This is a genomic window from Staphylococcus debuckii (assembly GCF_003718735.1).
GTDB classification, from domain to species: Bacteria; Bacillota; Bacilli; order Staphylococcales; family Staphylococcaceae; genus Staphylococcus; species Staphylococcus debuckii.
This window is the reverse complement of record NZ_CP033460.1, coordinates 668,500-683,355: the sequence shown is the minus strand read 5'-3', so window position 1 is coordinate 683,355 and position 14,856 is coordinate 668,500. Positions and strand designations below refer to the sequence as shown.

14 protein-coding genes are annotated in these 14,856 nt (G+C 34.9%); 2 read left to right on the top strand and 12 right to left on the bottom strand.

Annotated elements, in window-relative coordinates; all coding sequences use genetic code 11:
- Window positions 1–12: 12 nt before the first annotated feature.
- The 7 genes from CNQ82_RS03000 to dhaK all read right to left on the bottom strand — a co-directional run bounded on the left by CNQ82_RS03000 (window position 13) and on the right by dhaK (window position 7,821).
- Window positions 13–2,286, bottom strand: coding sequence for a glycosyltransferase (locus tag CNQ82_RS03000; protein WP_123144027.1), 2,274 nt, complete (start codon window positions 2,284–2,286; stop codon window positions 13–15).
- Window positions 2,279–3,466: a hypothetical protein gene (locus CNQ82_RS02995; RefSeq protein ID WP_123144026.1), complete on the bottom strand. Its 1,188-nt coding sequence runs from the start codon at window positions 3,464–3,466 to the stop codon at window positions 2,279–2,281. Before CNQ82_RS02995 ends, CNQ82_RS03000 begins: the two co-directional genes overlap by 8 nt.
- Before the next feature lie 75 nt (window positions 3,467–3,541).
- Window positions 3,542–4,660, bottom strand: coding sequence for a CDP-glycerol glycerophosphotransferase family protein (locus CNQ82_RS02990; protein ID WP_164711935.1), 1,119 nt, complete (start codon window positions 4,658–4,660; stop codon window positions 3,542–3,544).
- Window positions 4,661–4,695: 35 nt separating this feature from the next.
- Window positions 4,696–5,559 (bottom strand): UTP--glucose-1-phosphate uridylyltransferase GalU, encoded by an 864-nt coding sequence (gene galU, locus CNQ82_RS02985; RefSeq protein ID WP_123144024.1) that lies wholly within the window; start codon window positions 5,557–5,559, stop codon window positions 4,696–4,698.
- A gap of 331 nt (window positions 5,560–5,890) precedes the next feature.
- Complete coding sequence (gene dhaM / locus CNQ82_RS02980; protein ID WP_123144023.1) at window positions 5,891–6,253, bottom strand: dihydroxyacetone kinase phosphoryl donor subunit DhaM; 363 nt, start codon at window positions 6,251–6,253, stop codon at window positions 5,891–5,893.
- A 2-nt stretch (window positions 6,254–6,255) separates the two neighbouring features.
- Window positions 6,256–6,834: a dihydroxyacetone kinase subunit DhaL gene (dhaL, locus tag CNQ82_RS02975; protein WP_123144022.1), complete on the bottom strand. Its 579-nt coding sequence runs from the start codon at window positions 6,832–6,834 to the stop codon at window positions 6,256–6,258.
- A 21-nt stretch (window positions 6,835–6,855) separates the two neighbouring features.
- Window positions 6,856–7,821 carry a dihydroxyacetone kinase subunit DhaK gene (dhaK, locus tag CNQ82_RS02970; RefSeq protein ID WP_123144021.1) on the bottom strand — a complete coding sequence of 322 codons (966 nt, stop codon included), beginning with the start codon at window positions 7,819–7,821 and terminating at the stop codon, window positions 6,856–6,858.
- A 221-nt stretch (window positions 7,822–8,042) separates the two neighbouring features.
- On the opposite strand from dhaK, the gene CNQ82_RS02965 reads away from it, so the two are divergent.
- The gene (locus CNQ82_RS02965) at window positions 8,043–8,297 is read left to right on the top strand and encodes a hypothetical protein (protein WP_123144020.1); all 255 of its coding nucleotides are present in this window, start codon (window positions 8,043–8,045) and stop codon (window positions 8,295–8,297) included.
- Between the two features lie 48 nt (window positions 8,298–8,345).
- Here CNQ82_RS02965 and CNQ82_RS02960 read toward each other — a convergent pair whose 3' ends face one another.
- The 4 genes from CNQ82_RS02960 to CNQ82_RS02945 all read right to left on the bottom strand — a co-directional run bounded on the left by CNQ82_RS02960 (window position 8,346) and on the right by CNQ82_RS02945 (window position 12,054).
- Window positions 8,346–8,696, bottom strand: a complete 351-nt coding sequence (locus CNQ82_RS02960; RefSeq protein WP_123144019.1) for a zinc ribbon domain-containing protein YjdM — start codon at window positions 8,694–8,696, stop codon at window positions 8,346–8,348.
- 80 nt (window positions 8,697–8,776) lie between these two features.
- Window positions 8,777–10,366, bottom strand: coding sequence for an ABC transporter permease (locus CNQ82_RS02955; protein WP_123144018.1), 1,590 nt, complete (start codon window positions 10,364–10,366; stop codon window positions 8,777–8,779).
- 1 nt (window position 10,367) lies between these two features.
- A complete protein-coding gene (locus CNQ82_RS02950; protein ID WP_123144017.1) occupies window positions 10,368–11,267 on the bottom strand; it encodes an ABC transporter ATP-binding protein in 900 nt (299 codons plus the stop codon).
- Between the two features lie 148 nt (window positions 11,268–11,415).
- Window positions 11,416–12,054, bottom strand: coding sequence for an NDxxF motif lipoprotein (locus CNQ82_RS02945; protein WP_123144016.1), 639 nt, complete (start codon window positions 12,052–12,054; stop codon window positions 11,416–11,418).
- A 293-nt stretch (window positions 12,055–12,347) separates the two neighbouring features.
- Here CNQ82_RS02945 and CNQ82_RS02940 point away from each other — a divergent pair, with 293 nt between their 5' ends.
- On the top strand, window positions 12,348–13,712 hold the full coding sequence (locus CNQ82_RS02940) for an amino acid permease (protein ID WP_123144015.1): 1,365 nt from the start codon (window positions 12,348–12,350) through the stop codon (window positions 13,710–13,712).
- A 98-nt stretch (window positions 13,713–13,810) separates the two neighbouring features.
- Here the strand turns inward: CNQ82_RS02940 and CNQ82_RS02935 are convergent, their stop codons facing one another.
- On the bottom strand, window positions 13,811–14,803 hold the full coding sequence (locus tag CNQ82_RS02935) for a D-lactate dehydrogenase (protein ID WP_123144014.1): 993 nt from the start codon (window positions 14,801–14,803) through the stop codon (window positions 13,811–13,813).
- Between the last annotated feature and the right edge of the window lie 53 nt (window positions 14,804–14,856).

The window sequence follows — 14,856 nt, the reverse complement described above, 5'->3', positions numbered from 1 at the left end:
TTATTTTAATAATTAATCACTGATTTTGTTGTAAAACATTTGAATTGCAGCTTCATTATACTCATTGATATTAAATTCGTAATTATCCTGTACTTGATGATGAGCAAACTTCTCTAATCCTTCGACTAGCCCATCTATTGAATTTTCGACTAGCAAACCATGTGTACCTTCTAGTACACCTCTATTTCCTGTAATATCAGTTGCTATAATAGGTTTGCCGATAGAAAGCGCTTCTAATAACACCATTGGTTGCCCTTCGTGATTTGAAGAAAGAATGAAACAGTCGCAACGTTCTAAATATTGATAAGGGTTATTGACTTGTCCTAATAAATGAACGCTTTTTTGTAATCCTAATTCCAAAATGAGTGCTTGCAATTCAGAATATAATACTCCTGATCCTAAAACTTCCAATTGTATATTTATCTTTGGATTATTATCTTTAAATTTTTTAATAGCGTGAAATAACTTGCTATGGTCTTTTTCAGGCGACAAACGGCCAATCGTTACTAATTTAATTCCTTCGTCTTTTTTATCTTCAATTTCGACGATTGAAACGTCCTTCATTTCTTTTAACAGATAAATATCTTCAGTTTCATTTGATGTGATAAGTTCTCTGTTTTGGTTACTCAATTTTGCTAATATATCATCAAAATTAATAATATTATTTACAAAGTCGAACTGATGATAATGAGCATACTTCTTTAAATTTTTCGCATTAATTTCTTTAAGCGGTTCAGAAACTGAAAGGATTTTGTCGTAAAATTGATATAGCGAAAATACTCTTGGCAAGATGTATTTATGCTTATATTGTCCCTTTATCTTTTTCTTTGTTTCAGCTAGCAAATCATTGTGTTGATAAATTACTTTTTTATCTATATTTGCAAAAGCAAACATAGCTGTCCAAAATGGTACATAACCGCTAAAGTCTACTGCTATGTCTAGATGAATATCCCCTAACATTCTACTGAGTTCTCTATTATAGAAGTTTTTAAAATCTTCTGTTCCTAAAAATCCTCTATAACCTCTTCTTTGAGTAATAAATTGATTTTTACGATATTCATTAAAAGTAGTATTACTTTGACCAATTCTAAATACTAAATTTGCTCTAGGATTAATTCTCTCCATATTATATTCCATTACACTATTTACTTGGCCTTTATCTATAACTATCAAATTATACTTTTCATAATCAATAGAGTACGATAAATTGATTGCAGAAGAAGTAATACCGTTTGGCTGAAAACCTCCGCAGTACATAATGATATTTTGTTTACCATTATTTATTTTAAAATAATCTTTTTCTTTACCATCTATAATATTAAATATGATATTGAAATTTAATTGACACGGGCGCTGCTCTGTATGCGTAAAATAGAGCTCGTCCTCTTCGTCAATTTGATAGTAGATATTTTCTTTTCCAATAAGATCTGTTTCTTTATCAGACATAATATCTGCTTCATTGAAATTTAATGCTTCATTTTCAATACTTTGAGAGACCAATAGATAATTTAATTCATCAATTTCTGAATAATACTCATACACATCTGGATGAGCGACAATATAATAATCAGAAAGTACTTCGTCTGCTTTACTTAATATCTCGCTGAGTTGCGAAGTAGAGTAGATATTATTTAATAAGATAAAGCTTGGATATCTTTTATTGTTTTCTTGTTTAACATAAAAATTGGCATTGCTATATATATGACCTTCAAATATGCCATTGAGATTAAATAACGAAGTGTATTTTTCTACTTCGTTTTCTGTTTTGAATAATAAGTGTGAAGCTTGGAATAATGAATGTTGAATACGAATTTTTCTTTTATCAAATTGGTTATTCTCAACGATTTTTCCTGAGAAATCATCAGAAGTTTGAATTAAAATTTGTCTGTTATCTCTGATAAAGTAAGTGGGTAATATTGTATACGAAATAATATACTTACTTGTTACTAACAATTTTAGAAATGCTGCATCATCAAATTCTATAAAGTTGTACTCTTTATACTCATCAGGTATTTCGTCTATCTCATCTAAATTTTTGATAGCAATATAGACTTTTTTGTGTGGATACTTTTGCTTCAAACTCTTTATAAGGATTAATTCTTGTTGAGTCGGCAATGTCTCAATGGCTACCACTATTTGATTTTTCTTTAAAGGCTTATGGTTAAAAAAGTTGGTGAAATCAATAGCATTTTTAAAGTTTTTTTCTCTTTTGTATTTAATTACAGGCTTTTCTAATTCTTGTTTCTGTTTAAGCATAATCTTCTTTAATGAGCTTAACTTAGACATTTAATATCTCCACTCTTTCATCAGATCTTTTTTCTTTGTTGCTAGAAGATAATAAATCATATTTCTTAAAAAGCGGTAAAAAGGCTTCCCAATTATTAATGCATTCCATATCTAGCTTCAATGTTTTATTGATATAACTTTCGTCACAGACTTTTACATCGATATCATTTTGAAGCGCACTAGCTATTTTATAAAATGCATCTTTTAAATCCTCTAAAACAAAATAAAATTTTGATTTATGAGCAAGGTAATACAAGTCTCCTTCTTCTTTAAGTACGGGCATTACTAAGTCTCTTTCTTGTATCTCTTGATTAATATCATCAATCAAATCATGGCTTACATTTATTAGAATAAGTCTTGCTACTCTAGCAGATATATTTTTGTTGAATCTATAATAAAAAGCCATTATTTCTTTAAATGATTGATTTGCAGCATCTACTAAAACAAAATCTTCATTCAAGATATTCTGTTTAACCATAATATACTGAGTGTTAATAGAATTTGATACTGTTGGAATAAAGTAATTATTATCTCTCTCTATGATTGATGAATTAGTATTCTCATTTTCAGTTTCACTATAAATAAATTGAATATCTTTGTAGTTATTCTTAATAGCTAATGCTCCCGCTTCAAAAGAGATAAAGCGTTCGAATCTTCTATTTTCATTCTTATTAAAGAAAAATTCATCTTCTTCAATGATCTGCAAATCATGCTTTCCTAAGTATTGAAACTTGGATTTACTAGCAATCGGGAAATTACCTAAAATATTTTTCCAGAACTTATTACTACTTAAATTATATATCTTATTAATCTCAATATAACCAAGCAATCTATGGATTTCGTTTAGAGAAACTTGTTCTAATTTACTCTGATTCAAATGAACATTTTGCTGCTCCATTAAAAGCATATATTCAATCCACAATTCTTTACTCACATTTAATTTCCCAAATCTAAAGAATAACTTTATATCTGTAAGTTGTTTTAATTGATTCTCTTCTTCGTATTTCAATTTATCTTTTGTCAGGACAATAATATTATTCCCTTCTCTAGACATGTTGTTGATGAATGCAATTTTTTTCTCAAAGTCTTTTTCATTAAAATCGTCTATAAAGATCAGTACATTCTTTTTGTTATTGCTTATTTTTTTAGCATAATCAAGATCTTGTGTTCCATTAAACAAAGCTTTTATGACTTTATCAGTAGCAGTGCCATCTTGCCATTCAACAAATTCATTTACAGCGCAACCTTCTAGATATTAAGGGTTCTGCAGTAATTGATTTAATTCTTTTTGATTATTTGCAATATAGCAACCTAAATCCTCGAATTCTAAATATGTTCCACGTTCTTTTAAATATTCTTCTTTATCATAAGTATATAGAATGATAGGTTTATTTCTGACATAAAAATCAAAGAAGACACTTGAATAATCAGTTATCAGAACATCAATTACAGAGAGTATTTCACACATATCTATAAAATCCGGAATGAAAATTGCTCCTAATTCCTTATCGTTTTTAAAGAATTTAAATAACAGAGGATGAACTTTCAGAAGAAGTTGGTAGCTATCCCCTAAATTATTTTGCATATTTCTAATGATATCTTTGATTTCTTTTTTAATATCTTTTTCTTCCCCTACATTCCCTCTCCATGTAGGTGCATATAAAACCAATTTTTTCTTCGGATTTACTTTAATATACTTTTTCAATTTTTTAATGATATCTTTTTCTTTAGTCTCAGTAATTAAGTCTATTCTAGGATATCCTGTTTCTAAAAATTCTCCCTCATATATACCTATTAAATTATGAGAAGCTGCCAACTTTTCAGTTGTGAAGGCATTAGGAGATAAAATATAATCAGCTTGAATAAAGTTTCTCTGTAGATTTTTAAGCTGATTCAATGGTCCCTTCATATCTTTTCCTAGAGTTTTTAAAGGTGTACCATGCCAAGTGTTTAAATATATTTGTTCCTTTCTTTTTAAAAAGTAAGGCGGAAAAGAAGTATTATTGATTAAGTATTTTGCAGTAGCCAAGTAATATAAATACTCATCTGAATTTACACTTACAAATTTAACATTTTTAATTTTTTGATAGTCTTTGTATGGTTCTGAATTGTTAATAACCCATATATGTTGATAGTCTCTAAACTTTTCATCATGAATTATTTTTTTAAAAATAGCATAAGGATTATCTGTTAGACTTTTCCCATGAAATGTCTCATAAAGAATAGTTTTTGATTCTATTTCCTCATTTTTATAATTATTGTAATGTTCAATGATTCTTTGTCCTAAATTTTTTGATAAAATCTTTTCATATTTATTATCATATAATTGAGAAAGTTCGTATTGAGCTTCATTTAATATCTTTTCTGTCGGCAATTGTAACCCTTCTTTCCTAATTTGAAGAACTTCTTTTATTGATCTATGTTTTCTCTAATGTATGCTTTAATTTCATCCTTCATTTCAGGATTATTCAATGCAAAATCAATTGTCGTTTTTATAAAACCGATTTTTTCCCCTACATCATATCTTTGGCCATCAAAGTCGTACGCGTAGACAGATTCTTCATTATTCATACGTTCAATCGCATCGGTTAGTTGAATTTCTCCGCCGGCGCCACGTTCTTGGCTTTCCAAATATTCAAAAATAGATGGAGATAAAACATAACGTCCCATTATAGCTAAATTCGATGGTGCTTTACCTTGTTCAGGTTTTTCCACAAATTGCTTCACTTTATATAAATTGTTTTCTTGCGAATCAGGATTTACAATTCCATATCTATGCGTTTGACTTTCTGGAACTGTCTGTACGCCTACAATTGATTTTCCTGTTTTCTCATATTGCTCCATTAACTGTTTTATAGCAGGTTTATCTGCTTGAACAATATCGTCACCTAACAAGACAGCAAACGGTTCATTGCCGATAAATTGTTTAGCACATAATATTGCGTCTCCCAATCCTTTTTGTTCTTTTTGTCGAACATAAAATAAATTAACTAACTTTGTGGGATATTGCGTCTTGTTTAATTCCTCGATCTTCCCTTTGATTTCTAAATTTATTTCTAATTCTTTTTGGTTATCAAAATGATCTTCTATCGCTCTTTTATGTTTACCAGTAATAATAATTACATCTTCTATACCTGCTGCAGATGCCTCTTCCACAATGTATTGAATAGTCGGTTTATCTAATATCGGCAACATTTCTTTTGGCATTGCTTTTGTAGCGGGTAAAAAACGCGTACCTAAACCTGCTGCAGGAATAATTGCTTTTTTTATCATGTTGTTCCCTCCAAGTTATAGTAATTGTATCGTTGTGTTAAACGGTATTATTTGTAGTATTTCTAGTTGTTATGACTACCATCTAATTTGGCAGGGTAACAAGCTCTTTCTAGAACACTAAAACCTTATAATTAATATACTATATTAACTTTTTAAATAAAAGTTTAACTTTCTTACCATAAATAAATCGTTTTAATTTAATAAAGTATAAATTATTTTTATAAATAACTCTAAATCATTTATTTGAAAACGGCAAATAAACATCAAATTATCCAATAAAAAAACGCACTCGCTCCCGCAAGTACGTCTCCCCTATCTTCATCTTTTCTTTTTATCTGAATTCGCTTTCGACCGCTTCCACTACTTCTCCAAAATCTTTCCCAGTCGAAATATTGACGCTTGCCAAGAAACTGCCTTCCACTATCGGTGCTTCAACTTTTTCAACGCGATAGTCGCCCTCGTACATTTCAATTGCCATATCCAAGTTCATTTCTGCTGAGCCTAAATCATAGAAGCACAAGGCATCATCTTTCAATCCTTCGATAGCTTGTTGTATCGGTTCGAATGAAGTGCCGATTGTGCCGTCACTGCCGCCGACGGGTATCACTTCAACACCTTCTGTCATTTGTGCAATCAGCTTCTGTATACCTTCCGCAATTTCTTCACTATGACTTACGACAACAATTGAGGTCATGGCTATTCATCTCCAATCAGAGCATTTAAAATATAGACACTGCTTTGCGCACCTGGATCAGTATGTTCACGAGATGCTTCTTTATAATAAGCAGCACGGCCTTTCGTTGCCATCATATGATATGTTTCATCTGCTAATTGCTGCAGATATGAGATGTCTACCGTTTCCCCGGAAGCCACCGCTTCTCTTGCAGGTTCAATCACATCATACATTGTCTTTTCGTTCAGCTCCACTTTTCCACGCTGGGCTACAGCTTCTGAAAATGCTTGCAGCAGTTTAGGTAAGTTTTCTTCTGTAATTTCATCTTCAGCCACTTGAGCCATTTTGACAAATCCAAAGCCGTATAAAGGACCAGAAGCTCCTCCTACTTTAGACATCAATGTCATACCAGTTGTCTTCAATACATCTGGCACGCTCTCTACATCTTCAAGTGCATCGGCCAACGCATTGAATCCTCTTACCATATTGACACCATGGTCGCCGTCTCCTATTTCACGGTCTAACTCTGTTAATGTATCTTCTCTTTCCTCAAAAGTTTCTTGTAAATTTAATAATCGTTTTTTCAGTGTTAAGCCATCCATCACAATTTCCCCCTTGTGTCATTATCCAAAATACTTACTCGCTGTGGGTGCTTTAAGTGCCTCAAATATTTCTGCATCATTCGGCACGAGTGTTAATGAAAATCCTTGCATATCTAAGGAAGTCATATAATCTCCAACAAACCAATCTACCACTGCAATGTCATGATCGGCTAACGTTTTGTTGATGTATTTTGCCGCGATATTCAACTCAGAAAGTGGCGTGCCTCCCATGCCGTTGACCATTACAATCACTTCAGAAGCTGAAACTTCTTTTTGTAAAGTCCGTACTAATTCTTCTGCGATTTTAGCAACTGGTTTGATAATTTCGCGTTTTAATCCGCGTTCCCCATGGATACCGATGCCGACTTCAATTTCATCTCCTGCCAAATCAAAGCCTAATTGTCCTGTGGAAGGTACCAGTGGAGGTGTTAAAGCCATTCCGATAGTACGCATACCGCTGAGCAGATGTTCTACCTTTTCTACAATCGTTTCTAAATCCATCCCTTGTTCTGATAAATAACCAGCATATTTATGAACAAAGACGGTACCTGCTACACCACGACGCAATTCTTCGTCTTCTACCGCAATATCATCGCGTACAATAACTTTGCCGACTTTAATATCTTCCATTTCCGCCATCTCTTGTGCCATTTCAAAGTTCATGACATCTCCGGAATAATTTTTAATAATCAATAATACACCGTCACCTGTATCGACTGCTTTAATGGCTTCTAGAATCTTATCAGGTGTAGGCGAAGTGAAGATTTCACCGCAGACGGCCGCATCTAACATACCTTGCGCCACATATCCCGCATGTGCAGGTTCATGACCGCTTCCGCCTCCGGAAACTAGCGCTATCCCTTTCTCTTTCTTATCCTTTCTTACCACCACTGACTCCGCAATGATGTCAGTTTCTGGATTAGCTAATACAAAACCATCTAACATATCCGATAAAATTGTCGTCTTTTCTTGTATCAATTTCTTCATTGTACTCACCCTTTGTATGAAGTTATCTCGAATACTGCTAATCTATTACTTACTTATTCTTTACACTTCCATTATATCTTTTGTATTCGTTTAATTCATGTGATAGCTGAGATATCGAATCAATTTGGTGGTTCAACCCAAGTGGAACACTATTAATAATTTCATATTTTATATGATATAATGAGTGTAAGATATCAATTCATTCAATACGGAGGTGCACAATGATTAACACTCAATTGAAACATCCACGTATTAAGTTAGCTTGTGATTTAATTGCAATTGCTTGTATCATCGGCGTCCTTGCTATTTTAGCCTTTGGATTCTATGCAAATTTCCAAAGTACTGGCGAATTTAAACTAGGTATCACTATCGACAGCACACCTCAAATTTTGACCCTCTCTGCATTAATTATTATTTGTATTGCTTGCGATATTCTGAGTTACTTTTTGAAAAAGCAAAAGAAATCTATGGTATAAAAAATAGGAGCTTGGACATTATTGTCTCAGCTCCTATTTCTGTTCTGCTCACTTTATCTTCTTTACATACATAGACTTCAAGCCGATTTGGCCAAAGCCCGGAATCTTACAATCAATATCATGTCCATCTTCAGGATCTACTAAACGAATCCCTTTAACTTTCGTGCCTTGCTTAATCACAGATGAAGCACCTTTCACTTTCAAATCTTTAATCACCGTAACCGTGTCGCCATCAGCCAATTCCTGGCCGTTAGCATCGCGTACCTTTAATGCTTCTTCCGCTTCCTCAACTGAATCTTGTGTCCATTCATGCGCACACATCGGGCACACAAATAATGCGCCGTCCAAATACGTATACTCCGAACCGCAGCTCGGACAATTAGGTGAAGTTTTTTCCATTGTCTCCTCCTGATGCTTAATAACCTACTCAATTTACCATGCTTTGATGGAAAAAGAAAGCTTTGGAAAGCTTAAATACCTTATATGTCTCTGCGTCTGAAACCGATAAGTCCTGTCACTATAAAAATAAAAGCAAGCAGCAACATCCATAATAATGGAGACCATTCCATATCTGCTATCGGAAGTCTTGGAACATGACCGAATGGAGTGATAGATTTCAACCACTTTTTCACATCCAGCAATTGACCTAGATAGACGACCAAGAAACAATAAGCCAAATAGAGATAGACGAGTATACTCATTTTTTCAAACCATCCTGCTACTAGAACTGCAAGTCCTGCAAATACTAAGATAGCCGGGATATAGACTAAACTAGCGCTAATGATTTTTTCAAAGGCAATCGGATGGTTCATACTGCTAATCTCGCCACAATACATGCCTAGACCAGCCAATATAATCATCAATATGCTGTTCAACAAACCTATCCAAATAAAGCTCATGAGATAACGTGTACGACCAACAGGATGCGAGAGTATAAGTTCATCACGTTGTATTGCTATTTCCTTTCGTACTTTGAAAATTGCCATCAGTACTGGGATGGTGGACATCATTCCCATAATTGCCATCAGTATAGGCACAAATTGTTCGGCATAATTCGAACCATTGCCAGTCAGCATCCGTTGCAGTATGGGATTATCTTTGAAAAAGGTATCTAAATCACCAAATACTGAGCCGTATGCTAAACCAAGTACGAACATACCAATTCCCCACGCTATAATGCCTGTGCGCTGTAATCGCAGTTGCATACCTAAAAGTGATTTCAACAACCATCCTGCCTTGGCTTGTCCTGAAAATGACGGCAACATTCCTGCTTCGGCATCACGTCTGCCGCTTAGTACATATGCAATGACGAAGAGAATAAGCCCCGTTGCAATTAGGGCGGCAACTGGCCACCAATAGTTATTGGTATAAACTTCGGTATGCGCTATCCAGCCAAGCGGAACCCAATTGGATAGTCCTTGGACAGAAACATCTCCTATCGCTCTCATTAAGTACATTATGAGTAATAAGCTGATACTGATGCCTGTGGTTTGACTTCTTGTAACAGCTAACTGGGCGATTACCAATGTCAGCATTCCAAACATCCATCCTGAAGCTGCTAGAGTTGCCCCATGCAAGAAGCCGCCTTCAACAGTAAAATGCGAGATGTTCATCATAGTTAAACCGATTCCTATGATTATCCCCATTACTGTATTAAGGATAGCTTGTTGAATGACAGCACTTGCGAGTACAGCATTACGTCCAACCGGCAAAGCAAGCATCATTTCCAAGTGCCCATCTTCCTCTTCTCCTCGAGTATCTTTAGCTACCCATAAAATATTCATAATTGCTACAAGAATGACCGTAAACAGTTGCATTTCATAAGCAAACATTGAAGCAAGATTCACTTTAGATAAATGTGCTTTTCCTAGCATCGCTTCCATGGCTGGACTCTTGAACATTTCAAATACTGGTACTAATTCTTTATTATCTGGATAAATATTTTTAAAGGCTGGCGGTATGATTAGAGTAAGTAGAACAAGGCCAGCTAACCAAAAGAACATTTTCCACTTATTTAGTTTTAAGTAAAATAGCGTTATTTTAGAAGTGTGATATAAATTTTGTTTCATTTTAATCACCTTCTTTAATTTCTTCGCCGTAATGACGCAAGAATAAGTCTTCCAGTGTTGGAGGTTGACTCTCTAATTTTTTTACATGGAAGCGACTCAAGTATTGAATGACTTCGCCCACCTGATCAGAATCTACTTGAAAACGGTATACGTCCTCTTGTTTTGATAAATCATGAATCCCAGTTTGTTGTTCAACATCTTGCAAAGGTTGTGCTGTTTCTACTGTAAAGCGCATGCGTGTCAGATGGCGCATTTCTTCTAATGTACCGACTTCTACCATCTTGCCTTTTCGAATAATGCCTACGCGATCACATAGTTGCTCTACTTCAGAGAGAATATGGCTTGAGAGTAGTACGGTTTTACCGCGTGCTTTACAATCTCGTACATACTCTTGAAATACCTTTTCCATCAACGGATCCAATCCTGCAGTCGGTTCGTCAAAGATATAAAGTTCGGCATCTATACTTAACGCTGTTACCAAAGCCACTTTCTGACGGTTTCCTTTTGAATAGGCGCTGCATTTCTTCCGAATATCCAGCTCAAAACGTTCAATCAACTCTTGTTTTCGTGCATGATTTACATGTGTTTGCAAACTTAATAAAAAATCGATGACTTCTCCGCCAGTTAAATTCGGCCACAAATTCACATCACCTGGTACATAGGCGATATGTTGATGAATGTTGACGGGTTGCTTAAAAGCATCTTGACCGAATAATGTCACACTTCCTTCAGTGGGTTTCAATAATCCCAAGATTGTTTTGATAGTTGTCGACTTACCTGCACCATTAGGTCCTATATAGCCGAAAATTTCTCCCTCTTTAATTGTTAAATTTAAATGAGAAAGCGCTTGGAACTTGCCGAAACGTTTAGTTAAATTATGAATTTCTAATACCTGTACCATTTCAAACCACCTACTTTATCTATATTCGAGAAGACTATTGCTTAATCTTGCTTTCATTATACCCTCATCTACTTATAACGTATGAAAAAAAGAACAGTAACATTCTTACAAAATGTTACCGTTCCTTACCTTCTTTGTGGTTTACTCATTATTTTGTAAATGCGCGTGTCTGAATGCCTTTTTTATCTAACCAATCTTCAATTTGCTTTTGTTGTTTGCCATTTACCACATCACTATCTGTGCCTATGTCACCGATTTCTTTGATAGAAACTTTTCCGTCTTTAGAATTTTCCATAACCGAATCGATTTTCTCTTCCATATCTCTTAAATACTGATTGGAAGTAGTAATATAACGACTGATTTTATGCGTGTTTCTATCATAGCCTTTTGGCAATTTGTTTTGATTAATGTAGTCAGCGAAATTATTATCATTTTTATCTGTCAGTTTTCCAGCCTGTTTAATATGATTTGCTTCTTCTTTGCTCAAACCTTTCTCTGAATACATGGCATCTTGATAATGCTCAGAAATCTTAGTTAAATCGTGATCTGCATTGAGATATTGTTGAATGTCTCGCTTCATTTCTGCTTCACTGATATTTTTATTCTTAGCTTTTTTAGTAAAGATTTCTGGATGCAAATTAATTTTAGACGCGTCTTTTTCAGTCGGCTGCTTTTGGGTTATTTTTTTCTCTGGCTTATCTTTATGCTCCGCTTCTTTATCTCCAGACATAGAGCACGCTGATAATATACACCCACAAGCCAATAACATAATCATGATGCGTTTCATCTTTGTTTCTCCCTCTCTCAAATGATGTATTCTTTGTTCCCATACCCTGTTTCATACATTTGAAAATCCATTTCACATATTTATCATAATTCAGCTTAAACATCTTAAAGTAATATTTAAAACGCTTTCATTTTCAATATATTAAGAAAATTTAAAAATCAGACTATTCAAAGAATAAATTTAGTGTATAATACTTCATTATATAGATTCTATTCCGTGCAATATAAATAGGGATTAGGTGAAATACAGCTTGTATGCCATCTTTTTCCATCAACATCGAGAGGAGACATATTATGGAAAACAACGATTTAAAACGCAGTATGAGTAACCGGCACATTCAATTGATTGCCATTGGGGGCGCAATCGGTACTGGATTATTCTTGGGGGCAGGAAAAAGTATTGCGTTAGCTGGGCCTTCCATTTTACTTGCCTATATCATCATCGGTTTCTTTTTATTCATTATGATGCGTGCCTTAGGTGAATTATTACTGTCTAATAGCAACTACAACTCATTTATCGATATCGCTGATGATTATCTTGGGCATATGGCCGGCTTCTTTACAGGATGGACGTATTGGTTCTGTTGGGTGGCTACAGGTATTGCTGATATCACGGCTGTAACGAAGTATATCAACTTCTGGTGGCCAAGCGTACCGCCTTATCTGACAGCGATTATCACAGTTATCTTACTTTTAGGTTTGAACTTAATGACGGTTAAAGTCTATGGTGAAATCGAATTCTGGTTTGCCATTATTAAAGTAATTGCGATTTTATTCTTAATTGCAATCGGTTTATGGATGATTTTCACTGGTTTTACTTCTGCTAACCACATCAAGAGTGGTTTCAGCAATCTTTATTCACACGGAGGATTTTTCCCGAACGGTATGATGGGCTTCTTACTCGCCTTTCAAATGGCGGTCTTCAGCTTTGTAGGAATTGAACTCGTCGGTGTAACCGCACGTGAAACGAAGGATCCTGAAAAGAACTTGCCGAAAGCGATTAACAGTGTCGGACTCCGTATCATTATTTTCTATGTCATCAGTTTGATGGTGATTATGAGTATCACGCCTTGGAATAAACTAGATCCAAATGAAAGTCCATTTGTTAATTTATTCGTACTTGCAGGTATTCCAGCAGCTGCCGGTATTGTTAACTTTGTTGTACTGACTTCAGCGGCCAGTGCTGCGAACAGCGGCTTGTTCAGTAATAGCCGTATGGTTTATGGTCTTGCAGTTTCTAAGAGTGCACCAAGCTCACTCGGTAAAGCTAATCGTCATGGCGTTCCTTATAACGCGTTAATATTCTCAGGCGTCGTTTTATTCTTGGCAGCACTTTTGAACTATATTATTCCAGATACTGTATTTACAGTGGTTACTACTGTAGCGACAATATTCTTCATCTTTATTTGGACGATTATCTTAATTTGCTACATCAAGTATCGTAAGCAGCATCCAGAGTTGCATGCTCAATCTAAGTTCAAGAACTTCTTCGGAGTTATCGGATCTTATAGCACGCTGGTATTCTTCGCAATCGTAATTGTAATTCTGTTCTTAGCTGAAGATACGCGTGTAGCGTTGTACTTCTCACCATTCTGGTTGCTCTTGCTTTATGTTGCATATCGATTTGGCGGCTTTAAAAACCGTACTTCGAAAAAGTAAAGGTTGGAGATAAAAGCTTTCTTTTTTCCATAAGAAAAGCCGGAGCAGTACAATACTGTTCCGGCTTCTTTATGATTTAAAACTTCGACTCAACAAATTTAGTTCAAGCGAGTTGGTGTATCGCCTGTGTTAATAACGTTCAATGCAGCGTTTAAACCGCCTTCAACTAAGTTACGTACCGCTTCATCTGAGAAGAATGCGATATGTGGTGTCAATTGAATTCTTTCATTTTCGATTAAGCGTTTGAATGTGTCGTCTTCTAATTCTTTATCAGACCAATCAAAAGTGAAGTATGGCATTTCGAATTCATACGTATCCACTGCAGCACCTAATAATTTACCACTGTCTATAGCATCAATCATTGCTTCAGTATCTACCATTGCGCCACGTGCAGCATTGACTAATACAGCACCGTCTTTGAATTTATCAAACATTTCTTTATTGAATGCGTGATGATTTTCTTTAGTAGCTGGCATATGCAATGATACGATATCTGCATCTTTAACCGCTTCTTCAATTGAATCTTTATATTCTAAGAAATCTAATGAATCATTAGGATATAAGTCATAACCTACAACTTTCGCACCGAAACCTGCAAATAATTCACCAGTCAAGGCACCGATACGGCCTGTTCCGATGATAGCAACTGTCATATTTTTCACTGGTTTAGACATGATTGGTGCTTCCCAAGTGAAGTTGTAATCTTGAACGCGTTTTTCAATTTGTGGGAAATGACGTACAAGGTTCAATGCAGCCGCTACTGCGTATTCAGCAATTGTTTCTGGAGAGTAGCTAGAAACATTTGATACGATGATGCCGTGTTTTTTAGCTAAATCTAAGTCGTACATATCAAATCCTGCAGTACGTTGCGCGATTTGTTTAATTCCCATTTCCTCTAACTTAGGATAAGCTTCAGGTTCAAGTTTGCCGAACTGCATTGTTGTAACCCCGTCAAATCCTTCAAGTTGATCTAAAGTATCATAGCTTAAAAAGTCATCTGAAAATGAAACTTCCACATCATTTTCCTTAGCCCAATTTAAAGCCATGTCTTTTTCATAATCGCGTGTACCAAAAAACTTAATTCTTGTCATAATTACTCCCTCGATTCTAAAAAATTAATGTAATTGAATAAATCTTATCTCAC

Coding starts and splice junctions, on each gene's coding strand:
- CNQ82_RS02935 (WP_123144014.1), bottom strand. CDS start 14,803: ATGACAAGAATTAAGTTTTTTGGTACACGCGATTATGAAAAAGACATG.
- CNQ82_RS02940 (WP_123144015.1), top strand. CDS start 12,348: ATGGAAAACAACGATTTAAAACGCAGTATGAGTAACCGGCACATTCAA.
- CNQ82_RS02950 (WP_123144017.1), bottom strand. CDS start 11,267: ATGGTACAGGTATTAGAAATTCATAATTTAACTAAACGTTTCGGCAAG.
- dhaM (WP_123144023.1), bottom strand. CDS start 6,253: ATGACCTCAATTGTTGTCGTAAGTCATAGTGAAGAAATTGCGGAAGGT.
- galU (WP_123144024.1), bottom strand. CDS start 5,559: ATGATAAAAAAAGCAATTATTCCTGCAGCAGGTTTAGGTACGCGTTTT.
- CNQ82_RS02945 (WP_123144016.1), bottom strand. CDS start 12,054: ATGAAACGCATCATGATTATGTTATTGGCTTGTGGGTGTATATTATCA.
- CNQ82_RS02955 (WP_123144018.1), bottom strand. CDS start 10,366: ATGAAACAAAATTTATATCACACTTCTAAAATAACGCTATTTTACTTA.
- dhaK (WP_123144021.1), bottom strand. CDS start 7,821: ATGAAGAAATTGATACAAGAAAAGACGACAATTTTATCGGATATGTTA.
- CNQ82_RS02960 (WP_123144019.1), bottom strand. CDS start 8,696: ATGGAAAAAACTTCACCTAATTGTCCGAGCTGCGGTTCGGAGTATACG.
- dhaL (WP_123144022.1), bottom strand. CDS start 6,834: ATGGATGGCTTAACACTGAAAAAACGATTATTAAATTTACAAGAAACT.
- CNQ82_RS03000 (WP_123144027.1), bottom strand. CDS start 2,286: ATGTCTAAGTTAAGCTCATTAAAGAAGATTATGCTTAAACAGAAACAA.
- CNQ82_RS02965 (WP_123144020.1), top strand. CDS start 8,043: ATGATTAACACTCAATTGAAACATCCACGTATTAAGTTAGCTTGTGAT.